The sequence below is a fragment of the Cellulomonas aerilata genome (assembly GCF_007991755.1).
Classification (GTDB): Bacteria; Actinomycetota; Actinomycetes; order Actinomycetales; family Cellulomonadaceae; genus Pengzhenrongella; species Pengzhenrongella aerilata.
Genome location: NZ_BJYY01000016.1, coordinates 128,663 through 145,917 on the forward strand (window position 1 = coordinate 128,663; position 17,255 = coordinate 145,917).

12 protein-coding genes are annotated in these 17,255 nt (G+C 72.4%); 7 read left to right on the top strand and 5 right to left on the bottom strand.

Features of this window, described 5'->3' with window-relative positions; translation table 11 throughout:
* Positions 1-34: 34 nt before the first annotated feature.
* A complete protein-coding gene (locus tag CAE01nite_RS13320; protein ID WP_146905413.1) occupies positions 35-1,195 on the bottom strand; it encodes an OmpA family protein in 1,161 nt (386 codons plus the stop codon).
* 345 nt (positions 1,196-1,540) lie between these two features.
* Between CAE01nite_RS13320 and CAE01nite_RS13325 the strand changes: the two genes are divergently transcribed.
* From CAE01nite_RS13325 to CAE01nite_RS13340, 4 genes are all read left to right on the top strand, one after another.
* Complete coding sequence (locus CAE01nite_RS13325; protein WP_146905416.1) at positions 1,541-2,854, top strand: glycosyltransferase; 1,314 nt, start codon at positions 1,541-1,543, stop codon at positions 2,852-2,854.
* Positions 2,851-4,905, top strand: a complete 2,055-nt coding sequence (locus tag CAE01nite_RS13330; RefSeq protein ID WP_146905419.1) for a right-handed parallel beta-helix repeat-containing protein — start codon at positions 2,851-2,853, stop codon at positions 4,903-4,905. Before CAE01nite_RS13325 ends, CAE01nite_RS13330 begins: the two co-directional genes overlap by 4 nt.
* Positions 4,902-6,218, top strand: coding sequence for a right-handed parallel beta-helix repeat-containing protein (locus CAE01nite_RS13335; protein WP_246131198.1), 1,317 nt, complete (start codon positions 4,902-4,904; stop codon positions 6,216-6,218). The genes CAE01nite_RS13330 and CAE01nite_RS13335 overlap by 4 nt, the downstream gene beginning before the upstream one ends.
* A gap of 137 nt (positions 6,219-6,355) precedes the next feature.
* Positions 6,356-7,852: a UDP-glucose dehydrogenase family protein gene (locus tag CAE01nite_RS13340; protein ID WP_146905422.1), complete on the top strand. Its 1,497-nt coding sequence runs from the start codon at positions 6,356-6,358 to the stop codon at positions 7,850-7,852.
* Positions 7,853-8,034: 182 nt separating this feature from the next.
* Here CAE01nite_RS13340 and CAE01nite_RS13345 read toward each other — a convergent pair whose 3' ends face one another.
* Positions 8,035-10,485, bottom strand: coding sequence for an immune inhibitor A domain-containing protein (locus CAE01nite_RS13345; protein WP_146905425.1), 2,451 nt, complete (start codon positions 10,483-10,485; stop codon positions 8,035-8,037).
* Between the two features lie 463 nt (positions 10,486-10,948).
* Here CAE01nite_RS13345 and CAE01nite_RS13350 point away from each other — a divergent pair, with 463 nt between their 5' ends.
* Positions 10,949-11,737: a PIG-L deacetylase family protein gene (locus CAE01nite_RS13350; RefSeq protein ID WP_146905428.1), complete on the top strand. Its 789-nt coding sequence runs from the start codon at positions 10,949-10,951 to the stop codon at positions 11,735-11,737.
* Between the two features lie 55 nt (positions 11,738-11,792).
* Here CAE01nite_RS13350 and CAE01nite_RS13355 read toward each other — a convergent pair whose 3' ends face one another.
* Positions 11,793-12,602, bottom strand: a complete 810-nt coding sequence (locus CAE01nite_RS13355; RefSeq protein ID WP_146905430.1) for an alpha/beta fold hydrolase — start codon at positions 12,600-12,602, stop codon at positions 11,793-11,795.
* 386 nt (positions 12,603-12,988) lie between these two features.
* Here CAE01nite_RS13355 and CAE01nite_RS13360 point away from each other — a divergent pair, with 386 nt between their 5' ends.
* Positions 12,989-13,549: a hypothetical protein gene (locus CAE01nite_RS13360; protein WP_146905433.1), complete on the top strand. Its 561-nt coding sequence runs from the start codon at positions 12,989-12,991 to the stop codon at positions 13,547-13,549.
* 121 nt (positions 13,550-13,670) lie between these two features.
* Here CAE01nite_RS13360 and CAE01nite_RS13365 read toward each other — a convergent pair whose 3' ends face one another.
* Complete coding sequence (locus tag CAE01nite_RS13365) at positions 13,671-14,240, bottom strand: dihydrofolate reductase family protein (RefSeq protein ID WP_146905436.1); 570 nt, start codon at positions 14,238-14,240, stop codon at positions 13,671-13,673.
* Positions 14,241-14,381: 141 nt separating this feature from the next.
* Here CAE01nite_RS13365 and CAE01nite_RS13370 point away from each other — a divergent pair, with 141 nt between their 5' ends.
* On the top strand, positions 14,382-14,924 hold the full coding sequence (locus CAE01nite_RS13370) for a dihydrofolate reductase family protein (RefSeq protein WP_186816585.1): 543 nt from the start codon (positions 14,382-14,384) through the stop codon (positions 14,922-14,924).
* A 624-nt stretch (positions 14,925-15,548) separates the two neighbouring features.
* Here CAE01nite_RS13370 and CAE01nite_RS13375 read toward each other — a convergent pair.
* The gene (locus CAE01nite_RS13375) at positions 15,549-17,255 is read right to left on the bottom strand and encodes a SidA/IucD/PvdA family monooxygenase (protein WP_146905442.1); all 1,707 of its coding nucleotides are present in this window, start codon (positions 17,253-17,255) and stop codon (positions 15,549-15,551) included.

The window sequence follows — 17,255 nt, forward strand, 5'->3', positions numbered from 1 at the left end:
CGGCGCGCCACCCGACGCCCACCGGCGACGGGCGTCAGCGGTCGAGCAGGACGATCTCGACGCGGCGGTTGAGCTGACGTGCCGCCGGGTCGGGCGCGCCGTCGGCTCCGGTCTCCGCCTGGACGGGCTGCGTCTCGCCCAGGCCCTGCGTCCGCAGCGAGTCGCCGGAGACCCCGGACCCGACCAGCAGCCGGCGGACCTCCTCGGCCCGGCGCTGGGAGAGGTCGAGGTTGTACGCCTCGTCCCCCACCGAGTCGGTGTGCCCGTTGACCTGCGCCGCAGGTGAGCCGAGCGCGACCAGCAGGTCGGCCACCCGGCGCAGGTAGTCCTGCCCGTCGGGGCGCACCTCGGCCCGGTCCACGTCGAAGAGCACGTTCGCGTCCAGACGGATGACCGTGCCGCACACCGTGCCGGACGGCTCGACCAGCCGGACGGGCGCCACCGGCGCGAACAGCGGGAGCCCGTCGGCGAGCACCGTCTGCACGGCCGCGACCCGGTCGGGGTCCCCGTCGCCGAACACCTGGCCGTCCGCGCGCACCGAGAGCCGCATCGTCGCGTCCTCGTAGCCGCCGGCCCCGCCCGGCTCGACCCAGACCCGCGTCGAGCCGTCGGAGTACGACCCGGACCCGTCCGCCCGCACCGTGTACCGCACGTCGCCGCGGGACCAGGTGCCCGACCCGTCGGCGGCGACCGACGACCGCGTCTCGCCGTCGTCGTACACACCGGCGCCACCCGCCAGGACGGCGACGTGCAGGCCGGCGTCGTCGTAGACCCCGGTGCCGTCGCCCGCCACCGTGATCCGGACGGTCCCCTCCTCGTAGTGGCGGCTCCCGGTCGTCACGGTCGCGCCCGTGTCGGCGGCCGCGCCGCCGGACTCGGTGCACCGGGCGTCGAGGACGCCGATCCCCTGGTAGAGGCCCGGTGCGACGTCCAGCCGGCCGGAGATCGACTGGTTCTGCGCCGTCGACAGCAGCTCGGTCGGGATGGTGAACGCCGGCATGGGGGGCACGGTGAGCGTGCGCCGCAGCTCACGCTCGAACCTCTCGGCGCCCTCGCCGGCGGGCGTCGCCTCGGGGGTGGCGCTCGGCGTGGGCGGGGTCGCCCGGTCGGGGGAGGGCCCGGGACGGGCACCCTCGCCGGAGCACCCTGCTGCGGTCAGGCCGACCAGGACCACCGAGGCCAGCGCACGACGCACGGACCGCTTCCCTCCTCACCGGACCGGTAGGACGACGGCGGGTCGCCGTGCGCCCTCGTCCGCCCTGCAGGGGCGGGATCGGCGGCCGACCCTAGACGACGGCCCCCGTTGTCACAAACTTCGTGCCGCTATTCGACAGCGTTCCCAGGCATTGTCACAGGCCGTTCACCCGTATTCACGAGCGACCGTCCCGCAGGGGTGAGGCGCGGGTGAAGAAGCGTGGCGAACGGGGTAACCGGACCTCACGGTCGTAGCCGCCAAATCGGGCATAACCGTACTTTCGGCTCGAACCACCGACATGACGCAGCGATTACTCGACGAGCTGCGCCCACCGTGAGGACTTTGATGCACGCGCTCTTCCCTGCCAGCTTCCTGCCCGACCCCCGGGTCGGTGACCTGTCCCTGGACCACGTCTGGGCTGCATTCCCGCTCGCCGTCGCCGGCCTCGTGGTCTGGGCCCTGTGGCTCTACCGCGTCGTGCTCTCGCGCCGTGCGATGCCGATCGAGAACGACTTCCGCACCACCACGTCGGTCGTCGTCCCGTCGTTCCACGAGGACCCCGACATCCTCATGCGGTGCCTGGACACCTGGCTCGGCCAGGACCCGACCGAGATCATCATCGTGCTCGACGTCGCCGACACCGAGGCCGAGCAGCGGATCCTCGCGCTCGGCGACCCGCGGGTGCAGCCCGTGATGTTCAAGCACGCCGGCAAGCGCTCCGCGCTCGGCGTCGGCATCCGCCTGGCGACCAGTGAGGTCGTCGTGCTGGTCGACTCCGACACCGCGTGGGAGCCCGGCCTCCTCGACGCCGTGCAGATGCCGTTCGTCGACCCCATGGTCGGCGGGGTCAGCACCCAGCAGAACGTGTACGAGCGCGAGTCCAGCGTCTGGCGCCGGATCGCCGACTGGCTCGTCGACCTGCGCTACTACGACTACGTCCCCGCGATGGGGGCCGCCGGCGCCGTGGCCTGCCTCTCCGGCCGCACCGCGGCGTACCGCCGTGCCGCGGTGGTCCCCGTCCTGCCCCACCTGGAGGACGAGTTCTTCCTGGGCCGCCGCTGCATCGCAGGCGACGACGGCCGGCTCACCTGGCTGGTGCTGGCGTCCGGCTACCAGACGGTCCACCAGTCCTCGGCCCGCGCGCTGTCCATGTTCCCGACCGGGTTCCGCACCTTCGTCAAGCAGCGCGTGCGCTGGAGCCGCAACTCCTACCGCTGCTACCTCACGGCCATCGCCAAGGGCTGGCTGTGGCGCGTCCCGTTCGTCACCAAGGTCACCGTCCTCCAGATCCTGCTGACGCCGGTCACGATGGGCATCACGCTCGGGTACCTCTTCTTCGCCCGGATCGACGGCACCCTCGCCAGCGTGCTGCTGGCCGCGGCATGGCTGCTCCTCGGCCGCGGCATCCGTGGCTACTCCCACCTCAAGCGACACCCGAAGGACATCGTCGTGCTGCCTCTGCTGGCCCTCGTGGTCATCTTCATCGCCCTGCCGATCAAGCTCTACGCGTTCGCCACCATGAACAAGCAGGGCTGGCTCACCCGGCACGCGGACCAGATCGGCGGGGAGGGCCAGACGGCCAGCTCGCTGCGTCAGCCGACCCAGGCCCCGCCGGTGCTCGTCGCGCCCGTCGCGGAGAAGGTCGAGGTGCTCGCATGAGCCGCCGTCGTCCCGCCCTGCGGCGCCTGTCAGGCACCGCACTCGCGGTCGCCACCCTCGTCGCCGGTGCGACCCCCGCGTCCGCCGCGGACGGCACGAGCCCGACCCCCGCGCCCACGGCCGCCGAGAGCGCGGCGCAGGACCGCGCCGCCTCGGACGACGAGGCCGTCGCCGGCATCGTGGACTACCCGGGCAACCCGGTGACCGAGCCGGCGCTGGTCGCCGACGAGGAGGACCGGCTCGCCGACGTGCAGACCGTGGGCCGCATGATCCAGTGGGGCAAGCTGCCGGTCCTCGGCGCCTACCGCCTCAGCACCGGCTCCGCCTACACCCTCGTGCTCACCCGCCGCAGCGAGCCGTACGTGCTCGCGGACCTGCTGGAGCTGGGACCGCAGACGTTCGTCCGCGAGCCGGACGGCGCCTACATCCTGATGGAGAACATCGTCGTCCAGCCCGGGGCGCGGCTCGTCCTCAGCGACACCGGCCCGCTGACCATCCGGATGGCGAGCGACACGGACCGGTTCGTGTCGATCGTCAACCTGGGTGGCGAGCTGGAGATCGTCGGCACGAAGGCGTCACCGGTCACGCTGACCAGCTGGAACCGGGACGGCGGCCAGGTGGACACCGCCACGGAGGACGGCCGGGCGTACGTCCGGTCGGTCGGCGGCAAGGTGACGCTCGAGCGCGCGACCTTCAGCAACCTCGGCTTCTGGAGCGGTCGCACCGGTGGCGTCGCCCTGACCGGCGTCGACCGCCCGAGCGAGGGTGCGCTGGAGGAGTACGGGCGCGACCTGGGCGACGCCGTCGCCACGAACAACCACGCGAACGGCATCGACGTGCGCTACGGGACCGTGCCGGCCACGTCGGCGCCCGTCGTCGACCCCGCCGCGCCGCAGGGCGCGGACTCGCTGACCGCCGCCACGGACGGCTCACCGGTCGAGGGTCTGCTCCCGGTCGGGACCCTGCCGGTGCCCTACACCGACGACGAGGACCCGGAGTACAGCTACGTGTCCGCGAAGGTCGAGAACGTCACGTTCGACGGCAACGCCTTCGGGCTGTTCGTCTCCAGCGCGAACGGCGTCGACATCTCCCGGTCGACCATCAAGAACAGCATGGTCGACGGCCTGGTCATGCACCGGTACGTCGTCAACGCGGCGATCGCGGACACGGTGTCGTCCGACAACGCCGGTCACGGCATCGTGATGGCTCGTGCCACCACCGGCATCGTGGTCAGCGGGGTCACCAGCCGGCGCAACGGCGGCAGCGGCGTCGTCGTCCGCGGGGCCGCGCTGGCCAGCGGCCCGAGCGCGACCGGCATGCCGGTCGGCGACTACGGCAACAACTCGATCAGCAACAGCAGGACCGACGAGAACGCCCGGTTCGGGATCGAGATCATCGGCGGGCGCAACATCAGCCTCAGCTCCAACGACGTGACCGGCAACGACATGGGCATCGTCGTGCGGGAGGCCGCCTCGGACGTGACCCTCGTCGGGAACCACGTCGAGGACAACCTCCGTCACGCCATCGCGCTGCGCGACGCGGCGACCGACGTGGAGATCACCGGCAACGTGATCTCGGGTGCGCTGACCGGCGTCTACGTCCGCGACTCCGCGGCGCTGGTCGAGCGCAACACCGTCAACCGGGTGACGAACCACGCGGTGACGGTCACCGGCGCCACGACCGGCACCGTGGTCACGGAGAACACGATCTCCGGCCGCGGCCCGAGCGCGGTGGACGTCAAGCGCGCCGACGCCGTGCAGGTGGGCGAGAACGACGCGTCCACCTGGGTCAGCACCAAGCCCTTCTGGACCCACGTGCGCAACGCCCTGCAGCCGCTCACGATCATGTGGCTCTCGCTCGCCCTGGTGCTCATCGCGACCGCGCTCAAGGGCACGCGTCACCGCATGCGCGGGCTGCAGCACCCGTACGAGGCGCAGCGTCGCCTTGCCGAGCTCGTCGAGCCGCCCGTCGTCCCGGCCGTGGTGCCGCGTGACGGCACGCAGCTCGCCGCCGGCCGGCACGGCTCGGCCGACGCCGGGGGTGCCGCATGACCGCGGCGACCACCCGCCGGGGCCGCGTGCGGCCGGGGCACGCCCTGGGTCGGCGCGGTGCCGTGCTGGGCGTGCTCGCGGCGCTGACCGTGGCGTCGGCCGGATGCACCACCACGGCGGACCCGGGGACGCAGCCGGCCGCCGAGGCCGCCGGCGCGACGGCCCTCCCGCCGCTGCCCACCGAGCCCGGGCAGCCGGGGGGTGCGCCGCTGATCGACGCCGAGGCGCCCGGTCGGGTCGTCCCCGAGGCGCCCGGTCGGGTCGTCCCCGGGGCGTCCGGCAGCTCGACGGAGGCCGGCGACAGGGACCAGGACCGGAACCAGAAGGACGAGGACGAGGAGGACGAGAAGGTGGACGACGACGAGCCGGGCATGACCGCCCCCACGGCCTTCCCCGCGTGGATGGCCCGTCCGGCCGGCGACCGTGGCCTCTGCCCGGCGCCCACGGTCCGCGTCCGGACCGCGGAGCAGCTGCAGAAGGCGCTGGACGACGCGGGTCCGGGCACGGTCATCCGGATGGAGCCGGGGGTCTACCAGGGCAGCTTCGTGGTGACGGGCTCGGGCGCCGCGGGCGACGAGGCCGTGCTGTGCGGGGACGCCGACGCGATCCTCAACGGTGACGGCTACCGCGGCGACTACGTGCTGCACCTGGACGGCGCCCAGCACTGGGTGCTGTCCGGCTTCACCGTGCGCAACGGCCAGAAGGGCGTGATGGCGGACGGCACGACCGGCACGACCATCAGCGGGCTGACGGTGTACGGCATCGGCGACGAGGCGATCCACCTGCGCCGGCACAGCACCGACAACCTCGTGGCCGACAACACCATCAGCGACACCGGCCTGCGCAAGCCGAAGTTCGGCGAGGGCGTGTACGTCGGGAGCGCGAACAGCAACTGGGGGGACCTCACCGACGGGGAGCCCGACCGCAGCGACCGCAACCACGTGACCGGCAACGCCATCTACGCCACCACGAGCGAGTCGGTCGACATCAAGGAGGGCACGACCGGCGGTGTGCTGGCCGGCAACCAGTTCGACGGATCCCTGATCACCGGCGCCGACTCGTGGGTCGACGTCAAGGGCAACGACTGGACGGTCGCCGACAACGTCGGGCGGCACAGCCCGCTGGACGGCTTCCAGACCCATGACGTCGCCGATGGCTGGGGCACCCGCAACACGTTCACCGCCAACCGCGGGGAGCTGCGCAGCGGCGAGGGCTTCCTCATCGCCCTGCGACCCGAGAACGAGAACGTCGCCCGCTGCGACAACGCCCTCCTGACCGACGTCGGGGGCCTGAGCAACAAGGACTGCCGCTAGTCACCTGGCGGCCCGGTCGCCCACCGGCTCGACCACCCACGCACGACGCACGCACCACCACCCATCAGCACGACGCGCGGCGTCCGACGCCGACGCGCCCGTCGCCCCTGCCCGGGGCCCCCGAAAGAGGAACGATCATGATCAACGACAGCACCCACCAGCTCCCCGCCCGCGCGACCGACGAGCCCGTCGTCGCCCGGCCCCGCCTCACCGTGATCGGCACCGGCTACCTCGGCGCCACGCACGCCGTGTGCATGGCCGCCGTCGGGTACGAGGTGCTCGGCGTGGACGTCGACCCGAACAAGATCGCCAAGCTCGCCGCCGGCGAGGTGCCGTTCTTCGAGCCCGGGCTCGGCGAGCTGCTGCGCGACACGCTGGCCACTGGCCGGCTGAGCTTCACGACCGACTTCGCCGAGGCGGCGGAGTTCGGCGACGTGCACTTCATCTGCGTCGGCACCCCGCAGAAGAAGGGCTCGCAGGCGGCGGACGTCTCCTACGTCCACGCGGCGACCGAGGCCCTGGCGAAGGGTCTGCGTCGCAAGGCGCTCATCGTGGGCAAGTCCACCGTCCCGATCGGCACCGCGGCGCAGCTGCGGGACATGGTGCACGCCGTCGCCCCCGCCGGCACCGCGGTCGAGCTGGCGTGGAACCCGGAGTTCCTGCGCGAGGGCTACGCCGTCGCCGACACCCTGCAGCCCGACCGCCTGGTGTTCGGCACGGAGTCGCGCTGGGCGACCGAGCAGCTCAAGGCGGCGTTCACGCCGGTCCTCGAGCGCGGCACCCCGCTCGTCGAGTGCGACCTGTCGACCGCCGAGCTGGTCAAGGTGGCCGCCAACTCCTTCCTGGCCACGAAGATCTCCTACATCAACGCCATGGCCGAGGTGTGCGAGGCCACCGGCGCCGACGTCAACCTGCTGTCGCGGGCGCTGTCCTACGACGAGCGCATCGGCGGGCGCTTCCTCAAGCCGGGTCTCGGCTTCGGTGGCGGGTGCCTGCCCAAGGACATCCGGGCGTTCGCCGCACGGGCCGAGGAGCTCGGCGTCGGCCAGGCGGTGTCGTTCCTGCACCAGGTCGACGCCATCAACGGCCGTCGCCGCACCCGCACCGTGGACCTGGTCCGCGAGCTGGCCGGCGGGTCGCTGCAGGGTGTGAAGGTCGCCGCGCTGGGTGCGGCCTTCAAGCCCAACTCCGACGACATCCGCGACGCCCCCGCGCTGGACGTCGCCCGGATGCTGCACGAGGAGGGCGCGGACGTGCGCGTCTACGACCCGGAGGCCATGGACAACGCCCGCCGCGCGTACCCGGACCTGACCTACGCGGGCTCGCTGCCGGAGGCCGTCGCCGGTGCCGACGTCGTCGTGCTGCTCACCGAGTGGGCGCAGTTCCGCGACGCCGACCCGGAGATGATGGGCTGGCTCGTCGGCCGGCGGAAGGTCGTCGACGGCCGTCACGCCCTCGACGCCGACGCCTACCGGGCAGCGGGCTGGGAGTACCGCGCGCTGGGTCGCCCGACGACGTCGCGCACGGTGGAGCTGGCCACCTCGGAGGCGGACAGCATCGACCTGGGCATCCAGGTGGACCTCGCCGCCGAGCTGCTGCAGGCAGCGCCGGCCGCGAGCGTGCAGCCGGCCTGACGCCGACGGGTGACGGGCCGGGGTGACGGGCAGGGGGTGCCCGCCGCCCCCGATACCGGCGCCCGGTCATGACCAGGGCCCCGCACCAGCGCAGCGAGCGCTGGTGCGGGGCCCTGGGTCGTGTGTCCGTGGATCGGTCCGGACCGCCGGTCAGCGGGTGGCCGGCGGTCCGAGCGTCCGGCCTACGGCTGGTCCCCCGCCCCCTGCGCCGCGGGGACCTCCACCCGGATGCGGACCGAGGTGCCCTCCTCGTCCTGGACGCGGATGCGCGTGCCCGTCCCGGCCACCCGGACGCCGTTGCTGGGCAGCTCGGGCTTGAAGTACCGCTCGGGGTCGCTGTCGTCGAAGGTGCGCACGGCCGGCTGCCCGCGCACCAGGCTCCGCTTGCCGTTGACGTGCAGCTGGAACGAGTCCGCACGCTGCAGCCCGAAGGTCGCGTCGTACGTCTGGATGCGTCCCCGCCACGGCACGCCCTCGAGGTTGAACAGGACCCGCGGGTGCGCGTCGACCGGCAGGATCTCCCCCTCGCCCGGGTGGGCCGTGGTGTCGTTGTCCGGCACGGAGGTGTCCCAGTACCAGACCAGCAGCCCGTCCTGGTACGGGAAGTGCTCGAAGAGGTCCGGCCGCAGCGGGTCGCGCGCGTTGTACGGGCCGGTCTGCAGGTACTTGTCGAAGCCGACGTACTCCCGGTTGCTCGCCAGGTAGAACTGGTCGAACAGCGTGGTGACGGAGCTGCCCACGGCCTGGAACCCGTCGAGCGCCCAGCCGGTGTCCCCGGCCTCCGCCCCACTGGTGACGATCGCGGTCCCACCGGCCGTCACGACGACGTCGTCGATGAAGATGCCGGCCGGCAGGTCCGCGTCCTGGCCCGTGGCGGCGCCGTCGGTCGAGTAGCGGAACCGCAGGCCGATCGTGCTGCCGGCGTAGGCCGAGAGGTCGAAGGTCGCGTCGACCCACTCCTCCTGGACCCCGTCGATGCCGTTGCCCTCGGCGGCCTTCGTGATGGAGCCCGCGATCGCCTTGAAGCCGGTGCCGTCGTCGACCTCCACGAAGGCGTAGTCGCACGGGTCGGCGCCGCAGTCCTCGATGTTCCACCGCGCCGCGAAGGTCAGGCTCGCCGGACCGTCCGGCAGGACGACCTCGCGTGTCATCGTCGCCTCGTAGTCGTCGTCGTTGCCGGACCACCACTGCCGCTCACCGGTGGCCGGCGCGCCGAGCTGGGTGACGACGGGCTTGTCGGGGAGCACCACGGCCACGGCCTGGGGCTTGTCCGAGTTGTACTCGTGCGGACCGAGCTCGAGCGTGCGCTTCTGGCCGGGAGCGACGATCTCGTAGTCCAGCCACCCGAGCTGCAGCTTCTCCCACGGACCGAGGTCGGCGGCGCGAGAGCCCAGGGCGTCGTCCTCGGGTGCCGAGACCCGGCTCTGCGCCATGAGGCTCCACCAGTTCACCGGGTTGTCGACGCCGGCCGGCGCGACCCGGTCGTACAGGTCCGGCAGGTTGAGGTCGTGGCCGAACTCGTGGGCGATCACGGACAGTCCGCCGTTCTCGGGCTGGATGGTGTAGTCCGCGGCCCAGATGCCGGTGTCGCCGACCGGCGTCCCGCCGATCGCCGGGATCGGCGCCTCGGGGTTCGGCTTGGTGACCTGGAAGGCCCGCCACCGGTGCGACCAGATGGCGTCCTCGCCCTGCTGGGGGTCCTGGTCCGCCTGGTCGCCACCGGCGTGGATGATCTGCAGGTGGTCGATGTAGCCGTCCGGCTCGTCGAAGTTCCCGTCGCCGTCGGCGTCGTTGCGGTCCCACACGTCGTAGTCGGCCAGCGTCTCGGCGATCTGCTCCGGCGTCTGCCCGGCGGCCACCTGCGAGGCGTACCACGCGTCCATGCCGTCGCGGACGAGCTCCCAGGTGTTGCTGCAGACGTTGCCGGCGCACGGGACGCCGTTGCTGCGGCCGTAGCGCGCCTCGTTGAAGGGGACCTTCACCACGTCGGTCACCAGGCCCTCGACCGAGTAGCGCCCGGAGGACTGCTGCTCGTAGTACTGCCGCATCGACTCCCGGCCCGTGACCGAGCCGTCCCCGAAGTACAGGTCCTGGTAGTAGTCCTGGTCGTAGTCCGGGTGCCAGTCGGTGCTGTTGTCCACGGCGCGGTCCGGCTCCGGGATCGCGTTGAAGAGCGGTCCGTCGAACACCGCCGGTCCGGCGATGGTCGGTGCGGTGTCACGGTCGGGGAAGTCCGGGTGGCGCTCGTTGCCGAACTCGACCAGCAGGACGAAGAGCTGGTCGGTGTCCTCACGGCTGAGCTGGACGTACTGGTCGACCGGCTCCTCCGCGGCCTGGGCCCGGCTCAGGCCCGACTCGGCCGACTGGGCCGTGGCTGCCTCGCCGACCTTGACCACCGTGCTGCTGCCGATCCGCTCGGGCGTGGCCTCGCCCTTGAGGACGGCCGCGAGCGCCTGCTCCCGCAGCGCCTGCTGCTTGTCCGCGATCGGGTCCGGCGGGGCGTCCCCGCCCGGTCCGACGTGCTCCTGGGCCTCCGGCGGCGCCGCCGGCACCGCGGAGGCCGGTGACGGGAGCAACCCCGAACCGGCTGCCAGGGCCAGGGTCATCAGCAGGCCCGTGGATGTCTTGCGCATGAACGCCTCCAGACAGGGGAATCAGGCTGGGAAAGGGCGGCCGTGCGACGTCGAACGGTCACCGTCCCGTTGTGACACTAGGACCGTCGGGGCGGCGTGCACAGACCCCACGCGGGATCTCTCCGGCGCCGGCGGCGGGCGGCGGTGCGACCGGAACGGGTGAACGGTGCGCGACGGGACGCTTGGGTCGCGTCGGACCTGGCCGTGCGCAAGCGCGCAGGTGGGCGGCCCACAGCGGTCGCGCGGTGGCCGTCCGCGGTGGGTCGTCACCGGGCCGAGGACGGCGACGAGCGCCTCACCGGCGTGTCGCCGCAGAGCGCTCTCACGGGTGCGACCGTCAGTCGAGCCGGTGATGACCCTCCCCTGACGCTGCCATGACGGCGAGTCGGGAAGGGCGCCCGAGCCCCCGACTGTGCCGCGATCCGCGGATCGACGGTGGTGCGCCCGTGCGACGGTGGGACCCATGGGACGGACGTTGGCGATCGTGGTGGCTCATCCCGACGACGAGAGCTACTCCACCTACGGGACGGTGGCGCGGCACTCCGAAGACCCGGCGTTCCGTCTCGTCGTCCTTCACGCGACCGACGGCGAGGGTGGCCAGATCGCTGACGGGGTGCCCGCGACGCCCGAGACCCTCGGTGCGTGGCGACGGCAGGAGGACGACAACGCCTGGCGCGCCCTCGGGCGCATGCCTGACCGGCACGACTGGCTGGGCCTGCCGGACGGGGGGCTGCACGCCGTCGGCGTCGACGTCCTGCGGGAGACGATCGCAGCGTTCCTCCGCGAGGAGCGACCCGACGTCGTGTGCACCCTGGGGTCGGATGGGGTGACGGGCCACCCGGACCACATCGCGATGTCGGCCGCCACGACCGAGGCGTTCCATCTCGTCCGGTCCGAACCTGGGCCCGGTCTGCAGCGACTGCTGCACGGCGGCATACCGCAGTCCTTCTTCGAACGCGGCCAGCAGTGGCTGAGGGAGCGCGGGAAGCCGGTCTGGGAGCCGACCACGACCTATCACCTTCGCGGCGCTCCCGATGAGCTCTTCGGCATCCGCACCGACTCCAGGCCGTTCGCCGACCGTGCCCTGGCGGCCATCAAGGAGCACCGCAGCCAGCGTCAGGTGATCTACGACCCCGAGGGGACCGACGAGGAGTGGAAGAAGGTGCTGTCCCGCGAGACCTGGATCATCGCGTGGCCGCCGAAGGCACCCGGTCAGCCGATGCTGGCGGACGTCTTCGAGGGGCTCGAGTGAGGCACCGGGCAGCACCGCACCGCCTTCTAGGTACGCGTCCCGCCGGCCGGCGCGGTCATACCCCGTCCAGTGACGTCCAGAAGTCGATGATCGTCTCGGCGGTCCAGGCGGGCTGCTCGAGCGGGGCCAGGACGCCCGAGCCGTGGACGACCGTCCACCGGCCCCCGGGTATGGCCCGTGCCGTCGCCTCCGCCTGCTCGGGGGTGAAGTCCTCCCGCGCGTCGGTCGCGACCACCAGCGTGGGCGCGGTGATCAGCGGGAGCGCCCACGACAGGTCGGTCCGGCCGACGATGAACGAGTCCACGGTGTTCGCCAGGCTCCGCCTCGACAGGGTGCGCAACCCGGAGTCGACGAGTGGGCGGAGCGACCCGCGCGGGTCAGCCAGCTGCACCGCCGCGATGGCGTCGCGCAGCGGCCCCACCGGGCCCACGACGCGCAGGAGCCGCGTCATCAGCTCGATCTGCCGGCGCTCGGCCCGGCTCACCGGCTGGACCGGTGAGCTGATCGCCACCAGCGAGCGCACCCGCTGCGGCGCCGTCGCCGCCAGGTGCAGCCCGGTGTGCCCACCCCACGCGTTGCCCACCCAGTCGACCGGACCGTCCTGGAGGCTCTCCAGGACCTGCACCGCGGCCTCCGCGGACTCCTCGATGCTGCTCCGCCGTGTCAGCTCTGCGCTGTGCCCGTATCCGGGCCCGTCGACGATGAGCAGGCGCCGGTGCTCCGCCAGGGCCGGGGCGACCCGGGACCACGACCGCGAGTCGGTGAACATGCTGTGCCACAGCAGCGCGCTCCCCGTGGCCTGGTCCTCGCGGGTCGAGTACTCCCGCACGGCGAGCCGGCCCAGGCGCGTCGACACCTGATGCACGCGGGAAGCCGGTCGCCTGGACCCGGGGACCTCCGACACACCACCTCCCCGGCCTGGCGCCGTCGCCTCTCCTGCGTACGGTCCCGACTGAGGCTTCCGCGGGCCCCCGCCGGCGTCAAGGGAGCTTCCGGCGTCGCACTCTCGGCACGCGACGCCCTCTGTCGTGCCGGGCGTCCGCCCATGCCGCCTGGTGCTACCGCGTCCGCGCACGGGACGCTGGTCCCCGCCTCGCCGCACTCACCGTCAGGTCTGGTCGGGCGCGTGCCCGGGCCACTACCGTCGGTCGGACCGGTGGGAGGCGATGACGCGCACGTCCTCCGTGGCCGCCTCGGACGGGCGCCGAGCCACTGGCGAACCCGACCCACCTCGGACCACCGAGGTGCGCCATGAGGAAGTCGCCCTGGATCGCCGCCGTCACCGCCGTCCTCGCCGCCGGCGGGACCGCGTCCGCCCACGCCGCCCCCAGCCGGTGGGAGATCACCAGCGGCACGGAGGAGTTCTCCTTCGAGATCTGCGGCCGGGACTGGACCGCCGTCAGCACCTTCACCGAACGGCTCAAGTGGAGGCAGCCCCGCGAAGCAGGCGCCCCGCGCCTGCAGGTCGCGGCCTACCAGTACCGGGTGGAGTTCACGGCCGACGGCGTCACGCTGACGACCGAAGGGCACGGCCTCTTCAAGGACCGCCGCGCGACGCACGTCGAAGGAACTGTCTGGCAGTTCGACGTCGCGGACCTCGGCGTGCCGTACAGCCTGTACGACCCGGACGGTCGCCTGCTGGTCCGCGACCGAGGGGTGGCCACCTCGTCGTTCCGGGTGGACACGCAGGGCGACGTCGACCTCGACAACGACGTGCTGGTCGACGAGGGTCCGGTGCTGGTCGAGGCGGGCGAGTTCCCCAGCCTGACCTTCGACTTCTGCGCCCTCATCGCCCCGTACTTCGACGCGTGACCCTCCACCTCGCCGAGGTGTGACACGCAGGGCGGACCCGGCCGGGCGACGGTCGCGACCCCGAGCCGTCGTCCCGTCGTGCCGTCGTCAGGGAGCGGCCGACGTGCCGGGACGGGCGACGTCAGGCCGTCGCTCGCCCGGGCCGGTACCGCAGGGAGACCGCCCCCGACCGGAACTCATGGCGGTCCACGAGCTCGAGCTCGATGCGCTCGCGCAGACCGGCGAGCAACGTCGGCCCGTACCCGGCGAGGACCGGCTGCACGAGGAACTCGTACTCGTCGATCAGTCCACGATCGGCCAACGCCGAAGGGAGCGTCACGCCACCCACCCACAGGCCCTCGCCGGACTCCTGCTTGAGCCGCTGGACCGCGTCCCCCACGTCACCTCGCAGGAGCTCGGCATTCCAGTCGACCCCGCTCAGCTTGCTCGACACGACGTACTTCCTCGCCCGGTCGATGGCCTCGGCGAAGGGGAGCTGCGACTCGTCCACCCGGTCGGGCCACGTGCCAGTGGCCGGCTTCCGCCACTCCGACTCCATCATCTCGTAGGTCACCCGCCCGAAGAGCAGCGCATCCGCGCGCTCCATCTCGGCGGTCCAGTAGCGCATCGACTCCTCGTCCGGGGGCAGCCCTGCCTTGTGATGGCAGCAGCCGTCGAGCGTGACGTTGATCGAGTATCGAAGTGGTCTCATCTCGTCGCTCTTCCTCGATGCGCGCCCGGCGCCCACCGGACCGTACTCAGACCACTGCCGGCGCCGTCCTTCATCGGCGCCTGCCTCGCCTCCCCCGGTCCCGCACCGATGAGAAGCGGGGGCTCCGGAGGTTTAACCGGCATGAGCCGCATCACCGTCCAGACCCAGGTCACCCTCGACGGCGTCATCGAGTCCCCGCCCGAGGCGCTGCTCCCGTACATGAGCGACGAAGGGCGGCAGGCCACCCTCGAGCTCGCGCTCGCCTCCGACGCGCTCGTGCTCGGACGGGTGACGTGGCAGCACCTGGGCCCGGCCTGGCGGGAGCAGACCGGGGCGATGGCCGAGCGGATCAACGCCATGCCGAAGTACGTGGTGACCTCGACACTCGGCTCCGCCGACGAGTGGAGCAACTCCCAGCTCGTCACCTACGGCGAGATCGCGGCTCTGCGCGAGCGTCTCGACCTGCTCTCCTACGGGTGCGGCGCACTCGCCCGTGACCTCCTGCGCGACGGGCTCCTCGACGAGCTGCACCTCAACATGACGCCGGTCGTCGCCGGTCGCGGGAGGCGGCTGTTCGACGAGCCCTCGGAGCTGCTGGCGTTCGACCTGCTCGACAGCCGCACCTACCCCACCGGCGCGGTCCGTCTGGTCGTCCGGCCGACTGGCCGGTCGCAGGACGACTGAGGCACCGGCAGCGCGTCGAGTGCCTGCGCGGCGGTGGGCGGACCACCACGGCGCGTCGCAACGGTCAGGGAGACGCGGGGAACACGCCGAGACGCCGGGCGCGGGGAGCAACAGGAGATCCCGCCTCGTGGCCGGCGGAGCCGCAGGTGAGACGGGTGTTGCTGTGGAGCCGCCTCTCAGATTCGAGCTGAGACCTTTCTCTTCACGAGAGCGTCCCGGTGGACGTCGACGCTGGGCTGCCGCGAGCGCGGGGTGCACGGCGTGCGGCTCCACGAAGGGTCGGGGCGACACACGGGGTACACGGCGCGACGGACCGTCGGCCAGAGAGAGCACCGACCCATAGCGGAGCACCGCAGCCCGGCGGAGGGTCGCGTCAAGGGTGGACGGAGTCCATCGCGTAGCGGCGCGTACCGCCCTCGATGCGGCCCGGAGTCGGGCGGACGCTCGGCGGCGGCTCGGCGGCTCCGTGGTGAGGCACCTCGGAAACTGCTCCGAGGTGCCCTCGCCGTTCTGCTCGGCCGGCGGGGTGGGGTGCGCGCGACAGGTCGATGGACGAGGGACCCGGGCACCCCTCGTTGCGCAGCCCGTGGAGCGCGGTCGCGCCATGCCGCCACGACGGGGCCGCTAAGCCCCGCTGCCCTTGGTGTGGGGGGCAGCTGGCGGTGCCGACCGCGTGGTGGCGCGGGACCGGGTGCGTGGCAGCAGGTCGAAGTGCAGCGGCGTCTCCTTGGACAGCACGAAGACCTCCAGTGCGTGCTTGAGGAAGGACTCCAGCGGCGTGATGCCCTGGCGGAGCAGGTCGATGTGGAACAGCACCCACTGCTGCAGCCAGCAGGCGTCCTTCGCCCACAGGAAGCTGTGCGTGAGGCTGTTCGAGCTGAGCTGGCGGCGCGCCGACCGCTGCATCTGGCTCGTGCTGCGCTCGCCGCGCACGCACAGGGAGTAGACGGCCAGGTCGGCGGCGTTGGTCGCCCGCATGGGCCCGAAGGTGGTCCACAGCGCGGTCGAGGAGGCCAGCACCGGCAGCTCCGGCACGATGAAGTGGTTGAAGAGCTTGGTCTCGGGGTCCAGCACGTACGGCTGGCCATCCCTGTCCAGCCGCAGGGTGTCGATCCCGCTCTTGTTGCCGGTGGCCCAGATGACCACGTCCGCCTCGAGTTCCGTCCCGTCCCGCAGGACCAGGGCGTCCTCGCTCAGCCGGGTCGGCTCACCGACGACGTACGGCACACCTGCTAGATCCCGGCGCTGTGTGGCGCACATGACGCCGCCGTGGAAGTGGCTGAAGTCTGCGTGCGAGGGCCCGAAGGTCCACAGGTGGCCGGACGACCAGTGCAGCAGCGCCCCGAGTCGCTGCGAGACGCCGGTCCACAGGACGGTCGCGAGGTAGGTCAGGCCGCGCAACCTGTTGAGGGGAGACGCGTCGTGCAGCAGCACCTCGAAGCGGTAGAAGAGGTAGGGCTTGCGCATGACCCACGTGTAGCGCTCGTGGCCGGCGCGCCTGAGGCCGAGGACGACGTCGCACGCCGCCTTGCCGCCACCCACCACGACGACCCGGCGGCCGTCGCGGACGACGTCGTCGAACACCTCGTCGGAGTACTGCGTGGTGTGGAGCTGCCTGCCCCGGAAAGAGTCCGACCCCGGCAGGCGCGGGACGTTCCCGTGGGCGGCCATCGACGCCCACACGACGAGGTCGTACGGGCCCGAGGTGCGCGTCGACCCCGTGCGGAGGTCGGTGAGCGCCAAGGTCGCCGTGCGGTCCGCGGAGCGGTAGCTGACCCCGTCGACCCGGGTGGCGAGCTGGCACCGGTCCCGCAGGGCGTGGGCCTCGGTGTAGCGGCGGATGTACCGCTCCACCTCCTCGGCCATCACCTTGCCACCCTGCACGTCCGGGTCATCGCTGTAGGGGAACCCGGCGAACGACGTGACGGTCATGCTCCCGTGGATCTGCAGGCCGTGATAGCGCAGGTTCCGGTTCCACGTGCCGCCGATATCGTCGTAGCGCTCGAAGACGTCGACCTGCGTGACGCCGAGCTCGCGGAAGCGCTGCAGGCACTGCAGGCCGCTCCACCCCGCACCGACGACGGCGATCCGCAGGTCCTCGGGAAGACGGTGGTACCGCAGGCGCCACACCCACAGCCGGCGCCCGAGGACGTACGCCAGCAGCAGCGGCGACAGCACGAGGAACACCGCGTAGAGCAGCACGGTCGACACCGCGACCAGGAGCCAGCCAGCGGGCGCCCACCACGGCCAGCGCTCCGGGGGCGTGCCCAGCTCGGAGTAGCGCGTGGACACCGGCGGTTCGCGCAGCTCGGGCAACGGCCGCGCGGCCAT